The 13,475-nt window shown below is 57.2% G+C and carries 9 protein-coding genes and 6 pseudogenes; 8 read left to right on the plus strand and 7 right to left on the minus strand.

The features are described from left to right. Window positions 1-55: 55 nt before the first annotated feature. The 3 genes and pseudogenes from AB4Y36_RS33970 to AB4Y36_RS33980 form a co-directional block, all read right to left on the minus strand. On the minus strand, window positions 56-1,912 hold the full coding sequence (locus AB4Y36_RS33970) for a nickel-dependent hydrogenase large subunit (RefSeq protein WP_368618932.1): 1,857 nt from the start codon (window positions 1,910-1,912) through the stop codon (window positions 56-58). A gap of 67 nt (window positions 1,913-1,979) precedes the next feature. Further along, window positions 1,980-3,068 carry a hydrogenase small subunit gene (locus AB4Y36_RS33975; RefSeq protein WP_256095090.1) on the minus strand — a complete coding sequence of 363 codons (1,089 nt, stop codon included), beginning with the start codon at window positions 3,066-3,068 and terminating at the stop codon, window positions 1,980-1,982. A gap of 213 nt (window positions 3,069-3,281) precedes the next feature. Continuing rightward, window positions 3,282-4,300 (minus strand): annotated as a pseudogene (locus tag AB4Y36_RS33980) (IS110 family transposase). Between the two features lie 878 nt (window positions 4,301-5,178). On the opposite strand from AB4Y36_RS33980, the pseudogene AB4Y36_RS33985 reads away from it, so the two are divergent. After that, window positions 5,179-5,367: pseudogene (locus AB4Y36_RS33985) on the plus strand (IS110 family transposase); the annotation flags it as partial. Window positions 5,368-5,582: 215 nt separating this feature from the next. Here AB4Y36_RS33985 and AB4Y36_RS33990 read toward each other — a convergent pair. The 3 genes from AB4Y36_RS33990 to AB4Y36_RS34000 are packed head-to-tail and all read right to left on the minus strand — an operon-like array spanning window position 5,583 to window position 6,488. Further along, window positions 5,583-5,834, minus strand: a complete 252-nt coding sequence (locus AB4Y36_RS33990; protein WP_069269210.1) for an efflux RND transporter permease subunit — start codon at window positions 5,832-5,834, stop codon at window positions 5,583-5,585. Further along, window positions 5,831-6,190: an efflux RND transporter permease subunit gene (locus AB4Y36_RS33995; RefSeq protein ID WP_368618933.1), complete on the minus strand. Its 360-nt coding sequence runs from the start codon at window positions 6,188-6,190 to the stop codon at window positions 5,831-5,833. Before AB4Y36_RS33995 ends, AB4Y36_RS33990 begins: the two co-directional genes overlap by 4 nt. 10 nt (window positions 6,191-6,200) lie before the next feature. Beyond that, the gene (locus AB4Y36_RS34000; protein WP_368619016.1) at window positions 6,201-6,488 is read right to left on the minus strand and encodes a hypothetical protein; all 288 of its coding nucleotides are present in this window, start codon (window positions 6,486-6,488) and stop codon (window positions 6,201-6,203) included. Between AB4Y36_RS34000 and AB4Y36_RS34005 the strand changes: the two are divergent. The 3 genes and pseudogenes from AB4Y36_RS34005 to AB4Y36_RS34015 form a co-directional block, all read left to right on the plus strand. Next, window positions 6,431-6,574, plus strand: a pseudogene (locus AB4Y36_RS34005) (acyl-CoA dehydrogenase); the annotation flags it as partial. The gene AB4Y36_RS34000 and the pseudogene AB4Y36_RS34005 sit on opposite strands and share 58 nt — an antisense overlap. A gap of 35 nt (window positions 6,575-6,609) precedes the next feature. Next, window positions 6,610-7,670: pseudogene (locus tag AB4Y36_RS34010) on the plus strand (amino acid--[acyl-carrier-protein] ligase). 415 nt (window positions 7,671-8,085) lie between these two features. Next, a complete protein-coding gene (locus tag AB4Y36_RS34015; protein WP_141710944.1) occupies window positions 8,086-8,289 on the plus strand; it encodes a hypothetical protein in 204 nt (67 codons plus the stop codon). 185 nt (window positions 8,290-8,474) lie between these two features. On the opposite strand, the pseudogene AB4Y36_RS34020 reads toward AB4Y36_RS34015, so the two are convergent. Further along, window positions 8,475-9,343: pseudogene (locus tag AB4Y36_RS34020) on the minus strand (IS3 family transposase); the annotation flags it as partial. A gap of 140 nt (window positions 9,344-9,483) precedes the next feature. Here AB4Y36_RS34020 and AB4Y36_RS34025 point away from each other — a divergent pair. The 4 genes and pseudogenes from AB4Y36_RS34025 to AB4Y36_RS34040 all read left to right on the plus strand — a co-directional run. Beyond that, window positions 9,484-10,866 (plus strand): saccharopine dehydrogenase C-terminal domain-containing protein, encoded by a 1,383-nt coding sequence (locus AB4Y36_RS34025; RefSeq protein ID WP_368618934.1) that lies wholly within the window; start codon window positions 9,484-9,486, stop codon window positions 10,864-10,866. A 17-nt stretch (window positions 10,867-10,883) separates the two neighbouring features. Beyond that, the gene (locus AB4Y36_RS34030; RefSeq protein WP_368618935.1) at window positions 10,884-11,615 is read left to right on the plus strand and encodes a hypothetical protein; all 732 of its coding nucleotides are present in this window, start codon (window positions 10,884-10,886) and stop codon (window positions 11,613-11,615) included. After that, window positions 11,612-12,523, plus strand: a complete 912-nt coding sequence (locus AB4Y36_RS34035) for an EamA family transporter (RefSeq protein WP_368618936.1) — start codon at window positions 11,612-11,614, stop codon at window positions 12,521-12,523. The genes AB4Y36_RS34030 and AB4Y36_RS34035 overlap by 4 nt, the downstream gene beginning before the upstream one ends. 97 nt (window positions 12,524-12,620) lie before the next feature. After that, window positions 12,621-12,950, plus strand: a pseudogene (locus tag AB4Y36_RS34040) (transposase); the annotation flags it as partial. Window positions 12,951-13,475: the final 525 nt, after the last annotated feature.

The following is a 13,475-nucleotide window of genomic DNA, read 5'->3' on the forward strand; positions in this document are numbered from 1 at the left end:
ATCCTTTCTTGGCCGCCACTGCGTCGGCGAGCGCAGGCGTCGCAGCGGCCTAGTGTTAGCGCACGGTCACGGCGGTCATTTCAGCGCCGTCCTCGCTCATCACGTGCGTCGAGCACGCCATGCAAGGATCGAACGAATGCAGCGAGCGCAGGATCTCGACAGGCTGCTCGGGGTTCGCAATGGGCGTGTTCATGAGGCTCGCCTCGAATGCGCCGATCTGCCCTTTAGCGTCGCGTGGGCCGCCGTTCCAGGTGCTCGGCACGACGCACTGGTAATTCTCGATGCGGCCATCCTTGATCCTGATCCAGTGGCCGAGCGCGCCGCGCGGCGCGGCGACCGCGCCCACGCCCTTCGCTTCGGCGGGCCACATCGACGGGTCCCACTTGTCGACGTTCGCGGTCGAGGTGTCGCCGTTGCGGATGTTGTCGATGAGGCTTTGCCAGTCGTCCGCCATCATCTCGGCGCAATACTCCGCTTCGAGCGCGCGGGCGAGCGTGCGGCCGATGGTGGTCGGCAACAGTTGTTTCGCGCCGTGCGAGGTTTCGGGCAAGCCGAGCAGCTTCGGCATGCCTTGGTTCACGGCGACGAGCGAGGTTTCGATCTGCTCCTTCGTGCGCCCGCAATGCGCATTGCCCTGCTGCGCGTGCGCGTAGCCCAGGATGTAGCGCGCGAGCGGTCCGACCTCCATTGCGTGCCCGCGCCAGCGCGGCGACTTGACCCACGAGTATTTCGCGCTCTCGTCGATCGACTCGATCGCGGTGCGCGTGCCCTTCGTGTTGGGCCCCAGTTCGTAATGCGGCTCGGTAATCCCGTCCCAGGGATGCAGCCCGCGGTCGTTGTCCGGGTATTGATACCAGGAGTGCGCAACGAACTCCTGCACTTGCTCGGGGTCGCGCGGATCGACCGGCAGGATCGTGTTCCAGTCGCCGTTGAGGATCGCGCCGCCCGGCATCTGGTTGGTGGATGGGTTGTAGTTGACGAGCGGATACGCGCCGTAGTCCATCACGTTGGTCGCGGCGAGGCCGCCGCCATACAGCCAGCCGCGCGCCTTGTAGATCGTGCCGATTGCAAGCAGATCGGGCACGTAGACGTTGCGACAGAACGTGATCGCTTCGTCGATGAGCGACTTGACGAAGTTCAGGCGCTCCATGTTAATCGGTGCACCGGCGGCGAGATCGCCGTCGATATTGATCGCGCACGGCACGCCGCCCACTAGGTAGTTCGGGTGCGGATTCTTGCCGCCGAAGATCGTATGAATCTTGACCCACTCCTTTTGCAGGTCGAGCGCTTCGAGGTAGTGTGTGACGGCCATCAGGTTAGCTTCCGGCGGCAGCACGTAGGCGGGGTTGCCCCAGTAGCCGTTCATGAACGGCCCGAGCTGGCCGCTTTCAACGAACTTGCGCAGGCGCGTCTGCACGTCGCGGAAATAGCCCCGCGACGACATCGGATGCACGGGCGAGACGCGTTGCTGCAACTCGGACGTGGGCTTGGGGTCGGCCTTCAGCGCCGATACCACATCGACCCAGTCGAGCGCGTGCAGGTGGTAGAAGTGCACCACGTGGTCGTGCACCTGCAATGTCTTCGCCATGATTTCGCGGATCAGGTGCGCGTTCGGCGGAATGCGGATGTCGAGCGCGTCCTCGACGGCGCGCACGGAGGCGAGTGCGTGACATCCCGTGCACACGCCGCAAATGCGCTCGACGAATGCCCACGCGTCGCGCGGATCGCGCCCCTTGAGAATGACTTCGAGCCCGCGCCACATGGTGCCGGTGGAGACGGCGTTGCGGATCACGTTGTTCGAATCGACATTGACCTCGACGCGCATGTGGCCTTCGATGCGCGTGACCGGATCGACGACGATGCGCCGCCCGCTGTTGTCGAGCTGAAACCCCTGGGTGGAAATGGCTGTCATGCTTGTTTTTTCCTGTATTGCTTCCTATGCTTGTCGGCGGCGCCCCCGCGCGGGGCGCTAGATGCGGCTATCGGCCGTCGCGGTCTTGCCTCGCGTCGCGCTTCGATTTGGCGCGCTGAATCGCCGAAGCGGCCGCATGCGCCGCGGCAGCGGCGCCCACCACGACGGCCGCGGTGCCACCAATTTTGTCGGCGTTCGCTTCGACGCCGAACTGGTTGATCTGGGTGAGCCGGTCGTAGAAGGAGCCCTTGTCCCAGAAGCCGTCCTCGGAGCAGCCGATGCAGCCGTGGCCCGCCTGAATGGGGAAGCTCGTGCCGCCGTTCCAGCGCACGGTCGAGCAGGCGTTGTAGGTCGTCGGGCCCTTGCAGCCGACCTTGTAGAGGCAGTAGCCGCGCCGTGCCGCATCGTCGTCCCACGACTCGACGAACTGGCCAGCGTCGAAATGGGGACGGCGGTAGCACTTGTCGTGAATGCGCTGGCTGTAGAACAGCTTCGGGCGCCCCTGGCGGTCCAGCTCCGGCATGCGGTCGAACGTGAGCATGTAGGTCATCACGCCCGTCATCACCTCGGCGATCGGCGGGCAGCCGGGCACCTTGATGATCGGCTTGTCGGTGATGACCTTATGGATCGGCACCGCCCGCGTCGGGTTCGGCTTCGCCGCCTGCACGCAGCCCCACGACGCGCACGAGCCCCACGAGATCACGGCCTTCGCGTCCTTCGACACACGGCGCAACTGATCGATGAACGGCTTGCCGCCGATAATGCAGCTCATGCCGTCCTGGTTCAGCGGCGGATTGCCTTCGACCGCGAGGATGTAGTTGCCGCGGTACTTCGTCATCACTTCTTCGAGGATCGCCTCGGCCTGATGCCCCGCGGAAGCCATCAACAGGTCGTCGTAGTCGAGCGAGATCATCGAGAGCACGACGTCCTTCGCCAGCGGGTGCGCCGAACGGATGAACGACTCCGAGCAGCACGTGCATTCGAGCCCATGCTGCCAGAGCACCGGCGTGCGCGGCTTGGTCTCCATCGCGTGGGCGATCTTCACCATGAATGCGGGGCCGAGACCGAGCGACGTCGCCGTCAGCGAGCAGAATTTGAGGAAGCTGCGGCGCGAAATCCCTTGACGTCGCATGACTTCATAAAACGTTTCGATCACTGTGTGGTTCCTTGATGGCCATCGGGTCAGCGACGCCGACATGCGGTTGCGTCTCGGGGCGCCCATTGTCGGCGTTTAGCGTTCTCAAATACAAGATTCGTGCCAGCTTCGTGCGCACCCGGTCCAAACCGGCCTCAGACATGGCGTTGATCTAGATATGCCGTTCACGTCATCAATTTTCAGTCGTCGCAAAACCAGTTGGGGGTCGCCTTCTTAGCACGTCCAGCTTCTCTGGCAACGAGCCTCAAACACCGTGTGGTTAGTGGTTATTGCCCACGCAGTACGCGCCAGTTTGTTGGCAAGCGCGCAAGCTACGACATTCGAGTGTCGCCTTGTCATCATTGATCGCACCCAGTCGGCCAGACGACCCGTTTGCTTATCGAGCCGGATCATGTAGGCGCGCACGAGTAACCGACGGATGTTTTTGTCGCCGCGACGACTGATGCCGAGCAGGTTATTTCGGCCGCCCGTACCGTGTTGCCGTGGTACGAGTCCAATCGCCGCCGCGAAATCACGACCACATCGGTACTGCTTGCCGTCACCCATTTCTGAGGACAACACACTTGCCGTGATGACGCCAATGCCGGGAATGGTCATCAGCCGTTGACCAACCTCATCGTCCGAGACTTGGCGCGCGATGTCTCTTTCGAACTGACCAATCTGCTCTTCGAGATACTTAACGTGAAGACGCAAACGCTCAATGATCGCTACGAGCTTTGGCGGCAACGGATGCTCCGCAAGGACAGCCGGTAGACGCCTGATCGTTGCAGATCCAATGGGCAAGCTAACGCCGAACTCGAGCAGGAACCCATGTATCTGGTTGACGGCCTTGGTACGATCCCTGACCAGCGATTCACGAACACGATGCAGCGTCGAAAGCGTTTGCTGGGATTCAGTCTTCGGTGTCACAAATGCATCGCTGGTCGGCAAGCGGCCTCACAGATAGCTTCTGCGTCGACGAAATCATTCTTGTTCGATTTGACGAACGGGCGCACGAATTGCGGCGAGATCAGCTTGACGTTATGGCCGAAAGAGGCGAGTAGGCGAGCAGTATGATGAGCGCCGGCGCAAGTCTCCATTGCCTCGGTGCACGGGTGAAACGTGGAGAAGAACTCAACCAGCTGCTTCCGGCTCAACTTCTTGCGGAACACGGCTTTCCCACGTTTGTCCTGCCCATGCAAGTGGAATCTGTGTTTGCCGAGATCTATTCCAACCAGCGTCACCGTGTCCATGATGGTATCCAAACGGTTTGGGATTTCGAAAGCTTACGCGCTCGAGGGGGCAGGAGGGACCATCCCATTAGTGTCACAACTTCGACGGTAAATGTGTCATCAACAACCACACCCGTCGCGGGGAAATCAACAAGATTCCGGATGAAATCCGTAGCTTGGCGCCTGCGAACTGAAAGTGTCACCTGAGAAACCGCGCGAACTGTCACCAAGGTGGTCCGGCCGCGGTGGTGCCGATAAGCGCCCCTTTCCTGGCCGCAAGGTAGCGCAATGCAAACTCTTGTTATTGGATGTTGAAGCGATCCGGGGCAAGCCGCCCGACGAGCCCCGCGCGCATCGCCATGAACACGCGCTGGCTCTATTCGATCGACTCCATGCGCGACTCACAACCGCGCTGGAAATGCTCTCGCACAAACCGACACCAGGACTACCCCTGCACCTTTAGAACCATGACCCCGAGCATTTCCGCCCGCTTGCTCGCATCCTCAGGCGTTGCGCAACAGTCAATCCAGAAGTCGGTTCCTTCCACGCGAATCGCATAGGGCGGCACATCGTCACGGCATTCGTCCTGTCTTTAAATGACCACTTGAGCAGAACCTTCTAGGTAGGGGTAATCGAATGAAAGATCCTATGAAGCCTGGCCGCCTCGACAACCTGGTCGACGCCTAAAATATGTGCGTCGACCCAGGCCGATTGGAGAGAATCATGCGCGCAGAACCAGCGTACACAACGGTTACAGAGCAAATCGTGCTTGCGGTGTCGCTTGAGCTTGCCGCGGCCAAATGGAAGGTCGCGCTACACGACGGGCAGCGTTGTCGGCCATCTGTGCATCTGTGACCGAGCGAGACGCTGCGGGGCGGCTGCAGGCCGTGCTGGACCTCATCGAGCGGCACAAGGCCACGTGGATTCTGGCGCCGGATGTGCGTGTCGTCGTCAGCTACGAAGCCGGCCCGGATGCGTTCTGGATCTATCGCACGCTGCGGGCTCGCGGGATCGAGTGTCATGTGATCGATCCCGCGAGCATCCCTGTTGAGCGCCATAAGAGGCGCGCGAAGACCGACAGGCTCGACGCCATCAAGCTGGTGATCAACCTGCGCGCATGGCTGCGTGCCGCCCGCCCCCGCGCTGCCGACCTCGGCTGGCAGCGCGTTCTTCATGTAGCCGGTCGCGGCAGGAACCGCCGGCGTCCTGAAGTCCGGACCGACCGCGCAGCCTGCGAGCGCAAAGGCCAGCACTGTCGCCGCCCCGCATTTCCCGTAGGGGTGGTTGAATGTGTTAGCCATGGTTATGCCTCTTCTGCGGCCGGTTTGTTCGCCGCGCGTTTTTCGACGAAGCGTTCGAGGACCAGGTAATGGGTAGGCAGGATATAGAGCGTGAGCAGCGTCGCGATCCCGAGGCCGCCGATGACGACTGTCGCAAGACCCCGCTGGACGTCGGTGCCCACCCCGGTGGCGAGCGCAGCCGGCAGCATGCCCACCGTCGCGACCGGCGCGGTCATCAGCACGGGCCGGAACTGTTCGAGCGCCCCGGTCGTCACGCGTTTCGCGTAGTGGCAGGCCCTTGCCCGCGCAACCGGTTGATGTTCGACACCATGATGATCCCGTTCTGCACCGCGACCCCGAACAGTGCGATGAACCCCACAGCGGTCGCGATATTCAGCGTCTCGCCGCGGATGTTCAGTGCGACGAGGCCACCGAGCGTCGCGAGCGGCACGACGCCGAGCACCAGCAGCGCCTGGCGCGAATTGCCGAAGTTCGCGATCAACAGCGTGAGCATCATGCCCATCACGATCAGGAATGAAACCGCGAGACGCTTCCGCGCGCGCTGCTCGTTCTCGAATGTACCCGCCCCATTCGAGGTGGTACTTCTCGTGGTCGAAGTGAACGTTCGCATCGATCTTCCGCTACGCTTCGGCGAGGTAGTCCGACAGCGCGCGGTCGCGGTTGTCGACGCGGATCGTGACCTCGCGTTTGCCGAACTCGTGCGTGATCGTGCTTTCGCCCATCTGCAGCGAGATCTTCGCGACATCACCGAGAGGGACCTTTGCGCCAGACGTCGACGGCAGCGTCAGTTGCTCGAGTGCTCCCCGGTTCGTCACCGAGGCGTTCGGCACGTGCAGTGTCAGGTTGTAGATACCGGAATGGCGGCCGCTATAGCGTCGGCCGGTATCCGCGCGACCTTTATTCTGCATTCCTAATTATCAACAACGACCGGATTGACCAGAACACGGCCAGCCTGCTACTTGCGCAGCGCCCGTCATTATCAATAGAGGCATGACATGAGCGTACCTGTCGCATCTTCCTTCCCTGACTATGCACGCGGTGGTGCCCCCCGTATCCGATGCGCAACAGCCATTGCGCGACCGGTTGATCGCAGCCGGCCTGCTCGTCGACACCGGCGAAAACGGCCTCTATGGACACAACCATATCTACGAAGGCATCGTCGAACGCCTGACTTGGCTGATATCCAGCATGGCTGCGGACCAGCATCCGGAAGTTCTGCGCTTCCCGCTAGCGGTGCCACGCAAGGACTTCGAAGACAGCGAATACTTGAAGAACTTTCCGCACCTCGCCGGCACGATTCACGCGTTCTGCGGTGATGAGCGAGTGACCACCGGCGTCTGTTGCGGGCGCTCAACGACGTGCCATCCGATCCCGGCGACGAGCGAAGCGACGCCTGGCTAGCCCAGCAAAAGCCAACGCGCGCTGTGCTCACACCCGCTGCGCGCTATCCGGTCTATCCGGTCATCGCGCGACGCGGCCCGCTACCAGAAAATGCGCTCACTATAGATGTGCTGTCGTATTGCTTCCGTCACGAATCTTCTCTGGACCCGACGCGCATGCAAATGTTCAGAATGCGCGAGTATGTGCGGATTGGCTCGCCAGAAGATGTTCAGGTTTTTCGCACGACGTGGATCGAACGCGGCCATGCACTTACAGGTATGTTACGCCTGCCCGCCGAATTCGACGTCGCGAACGACCCATTCTTCGGCCGCGGCGGCAAGATCGTCGCGGACAGTCAGCGCGCGCAGCAGTTGAAATTCGAACTGCTGATCCCGGTAACGGACCCGCAGCACAAAACCGCCTGCCTGTCGTTCAACTATCACATGGACCACTTCGGTCGGATATGGAAACTGCGTTGCGCGAATGGCGCCATCGCGCACTCGGCCTGCATCGCATTCGGAATGGAGCGGCTCGCACTTGCGCTGTTGTATCATCACGGGTGCGACGTCGATGCATGGCCCGACGACGTGCGTCAACTACTCTGGGGCGATAGTCACGAGCGCATTGCCGCTAAACTAGAATGCTGGCGACAGCCGGCTGACGCACCCGGAAGTGATGTCAACGGCGACGAAAAACAACGAATCTATTGATGACGCGGAGGCGCTCATCCTGCGGGCAGGTCACGATGATGAAAGCGTCCAGGATGTTCCAGGATCGCCTTCACGCTTGTGGCCGCCGGCGATTTTCGATGACCGAAATTTGTCGGCGAGGACGAATTCGCTCTCTCACAGTCGCCGGTTCCGTGCGGCCGGTCTAATCATGCGCTATTTGTAGGGAATCCAACATCATTGTTCGATAGCCGACGCAGGTGCGCGACGCAATTTGACTGACGCCAATGCGTCATTAGCGTCTGTACTGGCGGTTCCGGGCGTTTGCGCCCCACATGACCTGGAAGGTGCTTGGAGACGAATCGCGCGCAGTGAAAGTGCGGTTCATGGTTGCCTGCCGACAGTGGCGCGAGTCGCAGGACTGAAACCCTGGTAACTTTTCGGAAAGGATCAGGTCTTGTCCAAAATGAAGAAGGTGCTGTGTAACGGTGTGCTGATTGCTATGCTAATCGGGGTGGCGGAAAATGCCGCCGCCGCGCTGGAACATGAGTGCGTTCCGGTCGACGCGTTTAGTGCTGTCTTCTGCTCAATCATTGGGGACGGCGATAAAGGAGAGGCTTTCCGCAGCAAGAAAGTGAGTTACTGCAGTGGCCCCACCTAGCGGATGACGCAACAACCGGGTTCTGGCAAACGTTCGTCATAAAATGTTGGCCGTTCGGAAGGGGCCATGGATCTCTCGAGAAGAGTTCACCGGGGTCTGGTTCGCGCACGATTTCGGATAGCCGCCCAGGAACGCGTTCTCGAAGAAATGCGGAATGATGGCCATGCTACCGACATGACCCGTCCGATGAAGCTGTTATCGGTGGGCTTGCCCGGACGGCTGAAGTCGATCTGTACCTTGTAGTGGTACGCCCACATATCCAGCAGAACGGCCGGAGAACTCGCTGCCGTTATCGGCGAGCAGGCATCGCGGCGCCCGACGTTGGGCCACCAACCGGTTCAGCACGGACACAACGTCCTCTGCACGCAGGCGCTGTCCGACTTCAATGGCAAGTGCCTCACGGCTGAAGACATCCACGATCGTCAAGGCTCGCAGGCAGATGCCATTGGCGAGTTGATCGGCCACGAAATCCAGACTCCAGACCTCGTTGGGGCGCGTCGGCGCGCAACGCTGACGGCGCGACACCACCATCTTGCGTCGTTTGGGCAACTTCGAGCGTAACTGCCGCTGTTCTTCAGCGTAGAGCCGGTAGATCCGGTTGCGGCTCACGCGCCAGCCTTCGGGTTTGAGCAGTCGTGAACGCGTCGGTAGCCATACCGCACGCGGGTCTGGGTCAATCTCACGCATGTGCTGCCGAAGCGCCCTCTGCGGATCCTTGACGCTGCGATAGTAGTGCGTGCTGCGCGCCTGCCGCACCAGACGGCACGCCCGCTGCGTCGGAAGACCGAAGTGATGCATGACGTAGGTCACGGCCTCTCTCTTCAGCGCGTGCAGGGCCACTTTTTTGTGGCGATATCCTGCAGGATCGCCTTGTCCAGACTGAGCTCCGCAGCCAGCTTCTTGAGCCGCGCATTCTCGTCCTGGAGCTGCTTCAGCTCACGCACCCTAGTTCGACTCCTGGCCCAGATCTAGCTTCTTCCAGCGGTAATACGTCTGCTCGGATCTCCCCTGCTGCGGCCACGTTCTGCTCCACCGAATACTGATTGCGTTTCATCGCCAACCTCCCGTGTCATGGGGAAAATTGCTCCGAAACACTAACACTCATTTCTGTCCAGGATTTCGACGGCAGATCAGCCTCCCTGCCGAGGTATATCTCCCTGTCCGCTCGCAAATTCCTGTCAAGGAAGAATGCTCATGAAGATTGTGTTGATTGGCTACGGAACCATTGCATCTGCACTTATGCCAAACTTGCTCAGTGAGTTCGGGGGCGAAATTGAAAGCCTTAAGGTAATAGATCCATATGGCGCCCAGAGGCTCAGCGCTGATTTCGATTTCCCTGTAACTTGGGTGGCGGCGAGCGTCGCTAAGGAAAATCTTGAAGACTTGCTGAGCGACCTAGATTCCGACTCCTTTGTAATCAACCTGTCCGTCAATGTCTCAAGTGTCGACCTGGTTTCATTTTGCCAGCAGAAAGAAACAAAATATATTGATACATGCATTGAACCATGGGCCGGACATTATGTAAATGCAGATGCAGAGCCTGCAGAGCGTACCAACTACGCCCTCAGGGAAGCCATGCTTACGTTGAAGGCTAAATGTCAAGATGGCCCTACAGCTATCGTAGCGCACGGCGCAAATCCGGGTTTGGTGTCTCATTTCGTAAAGCGGGCACTTCTGAATATTCGGGATGATATTTACGGAATAAGCCAGCCAATCCCGCAAACTCGTCAGCAGTGGGCGAAGCTGTCTGCTGATCTAGATGTGAAAATAATCCATATTGCGGAGCATGATACCCAGATTGCAAAACTGCCTAAGCGGCCTGGCGAGTTTGTAAATACCTGGTCAATTGATGGGTTTATTGGCGAAGGTTGCCAGCCTGCTGAGTTAGGCTGGGGGACTCATGAACTTCGCTTACCGCCAGAGGGGCAGCTGCATACTACAGGCTGCAATAGCGCGATCTATTTGAACCGCCCGGGCGCCTCGGTCAGATTGAAAACCTGGACTCCTGCTTTTGGCCCATGCTTAGGCTTTTTGATCACTCATAATGAAGTTGTTTCTCTGTCGGATTATCTAACGTACTTTGAAGGTGAGCGAGCCGCTTATCGGCCTACGGTCACTTATGCTTACCATCCTTGCAATGACGCTATACTTTCCATTCACGAGCTTAGTGGTTGTTCTTGGAATCCACAGGCACAAGGGAGAATTTTGCAAGGACCGGATATCGCCTCGGGAGGGGATTATCTTGGCGTGCTTCTGATGGGGCATAAGAAAAATGCATATTGGTTTGGGTTCTACATGGAGAACTCGGTTGCTCAAAAGCTCAACCCTGAAAGCTCTGCTACCTCTTTGCAAGTCGTGGCCGGTGTTATAGCAGGTATGAAATGGGCAATTGCTAATCCACGTTGCGGGATCATTGAGGCGGAAGAGATGGACTTTATCTTCGTGCTAGATAATGCAAAGCCCTACTTAGGCGAAATGCTGGGGGAATACACTGATTGGAGTCCTGTGGGAGAGGATAAAGGGCTATTTTCCACTGCTTCGTCTGATAAGTGGCAGTTTCAAAACTTCATGGAATAATTGCACGGAGCGCAATCATGAGCTATTTAAAATCGTCAATCGGCTTGAAAAGTTATGACTGGTCTTCAGTTGAGTTACTTAAATATCTGACTCCCGAACGCATCACCGGATCTAGGGATGCCATAAAATCACGGCAAGAACACTTTTGGCATGACATGAGCGCTGAGTTTGATTCCAAGCACTTCTTGATATATCTCATGAATCGAAGTGATTTACAGCTGAGCGATGATTTCTTAGAGTTCGCATGCCTCTGGCATTTGGATGAACAAAACCACTATAGAGGTCTTCGAAAGATCAATAGTGTGTTGTATGGTTTCCGAGAAGAAGATATCGACAAAGAAATCGAATCCAGACAGCCGGAATTTGAATCCATTTCATCCTTCATGGTTGATGAATTCACCATATTGGCGTCAATTGCATTCGATGAAGTTACTAGCACTCGGGCTTATAAGCAGGACTTCAAGCTTTTTGATAGTCTTGGGCCTGATTGTCTGTCCGCATGGATTCGTAATGCTACTAAAGATGAAGCGGCGCACTACGGCAACGCTATGAAGCTTTTGAAGAAAAACCACTCATCTCGGTTTGGCGAGCTTCCAGCAATCCTTGACAAAATAGTCGGCTTCGAAACTTCTGATGGTTTCGGATATAACAATACATTTATTTTTGATCATGTTACCGATGACTTCTCGAATGAGCTATTGAACGATAGCAAAAATACGATTCTCGAGGTTCTCGGGAGCGAGAAATGACCTGGTTATATTTTGCCCTTCTGGCACCGCTGCTTTGGAGTCTCTCATATATTGTTGACAAGTTTGCAATCACTAATATTGCATCCAATTGGATTTCGTTCATTTTCTTGCTGAGTATCGGGAATATTTTTTTTGCGATGGCAATTTATGCCTATTTCCGGCCCGCCGATCTGGACTTATATATGGTGGCGATAAATATATGCTCTGGTCTCGCAATATTTCTACAATATTTTGCATATAGCTACTCCTTGGGGGATATGGATGTATCGGTTGTGATTCCGATTCACCAATCTGAACCAATATTTGTATTGGCCGCATCAGTGCTGATTTTTCATGCCATTCCGACATCTAGGCAACAGACTGGCTTCGCTTTGATCGTCGTTGGTATTCTAATACTATGCATGTCTAGGCAGACGATTGGAGGATTGGGGCATCCACGGCACGTAGTCGTGTTGCTAATTTCTGCTTTTTTGGGAGCTGTCTCGACTGTAATTTCAGATGAGATATTGAAAGTCACGAGCTTGCACTCGGTGCTGATTTTCAACTTTGCTGGCTATGCCCTTGGTGGGATGTTGCTTTTATTGGTTCCGAAATGGAGAAAGCTCATCATTGATGATCTAAAAGTTTTGAACTATAAGCAATTCGGAATTTTCGGGGCGACAAACATCTTTGATGTTGGGGGCTATGTATTCTTCATGGCCGCTCTGGCTGCGGGAGGCGGTGCAGCTTTGGTTTCGGTAGTCGTCAGTATCCACCCGCTGTTCGTTTTGGCTTTTGGGTTCCTGGCAACGAAGCTGTTTCCAAAATTTATCGCCGAGGATATTTCTCCCGGAGGCGTAGTTAGAAAATTTTTCTCAATCATCGTGATCGTGGTAGGAGTAGCAGTGATATCACTCCAGGACATGTGAGAGAGACTCGAAAAAACATCATCTGTTAAGAGTCGCTAACACAAGACATCCACAAAGCATGAACAGACACCTTCAGGCAATTCCTGACCGCTCCCGAGGGAAGCAGTACAGATGCAGTCGCGATTTCGCGGCCTCACTTGGTCTTGTTCCCCGCCAGTACAGTACGGGCGGTAGATCCAACCTTCTAGGAATCAGTCGACGTGGCGACAAGAACATCCGAAGTCTCCTCGTCCAATGCGCCCGGGCCTACATGCGATGTCTGGAAAAGCGAACCGGTCATCTAGCGGGCTGGACGCGTGCGCTTCTGACGCGGCGCCACTCGAACGTGGTGGCATGCGCGCTGGCTAACAAGCTGGCTCGCACCGCCTGGGCGATCGTTGCCCGTCATACCACCTTTGATTCAGAGCGTGCGACAGTGTCGGCTTGAACGAACGCGGACTCACCATCCTCTTCTCTGCTTTTGCGACGACTGAAACGTGATGACGTGAACGGCATACCGGCCTGTGGAACACCCCGGCAAGCAAAGAGGCTCCTGAAGCCGCACAACTTTATGGGGACCGCAGGCGCGAACTTCATCGTGGCGCGGGGAGCAGTCCCCACAACGACGCCGGATAGATTTGAGCAAGCCAACACTGCATCAAGCGTCAGGGGTTGCAAAACTGGGGCGGACCATAGATTTACTTGCGTGAGCGGACTTCATCCACGCGCTTGTGGCACGACGCCTTATCCATTTAGATAAGTATTCTTATCATAAGGCGCCTGTTTGCGATTGAAACTCTGTAAGATCAAAACGCGCCCGTCCTCTTTGCCGGGCAAGCGCGATGGAATATGAGCACGGTTCGTGCGGAAGGCCACAGACGAACACAGTCCTTATCGGTTAAATCACCAGCAAAGATCACAAGAATCCGCTCACCACGTACCGGCATATCCCATGCCACCGCGTTCTCGAGGC

Source organism: Paraburkholderia sp. BR10936, from assembly GCF_040965735.1.
GTDB classification, from domain to species: domain Bacteria; phylum Pseudomonadota; class Gammaproteobacteria; order Burkholderiales; family Burkholderiaceae; genus Paraburkholderia; species Paraburkholderia nodosa_A.

What these genes read in the sequence shown, in the direction of transcription:
- AB4Y36_RS33970 (WP_368618932.1), bottom strand. Translation starts at nt 1,912, where the DNA reads ATGACAGCCATTTCCACCCAGGGGTTTCAGCTCGACAACAGCGGGCGG.
- AB4Y36_RS34030 (WP_368618935.1), top strand. Translation starts at nt 10,884, where the DNA reads ATGAGCTATTTAAAATCGTCAATCGGCTTGAAAAGTTATGACTGGTCT.
- AB4Y36_RS34025 (WP_368618934.1), top strand. Translation starts at nt 9,484, where the DNA reads ATGAAGATTGTGTTGATTGGCTACGGAACCATTGCATCTGCACTTATG.
- AB4Y36_RS33995 (WP_368618933.1), bottom strand. Translation starts at nt 6,190, where the DNA reads ATGCGAACGTTCACTTCGACCACGAGAAGTACCACCTCGAATGGGGCG.
- AB4Y36_RS34035 (WP_368618936.1), top strand. Translation starts at nt 11,612, where the DNA reads ATGACCTGGTTATATTTTGCCCTTCTGGCACCGCTGCTTTGGAGTCTC.
- AB4Y36_RS34000 (WP_368619016.1), bottom strand. Translation starts at nt 6,488, where the DNA reads ATGCAGAATAAAGGTCGCGCGGATACCGGCCGACGCTATAGCGGCCGC.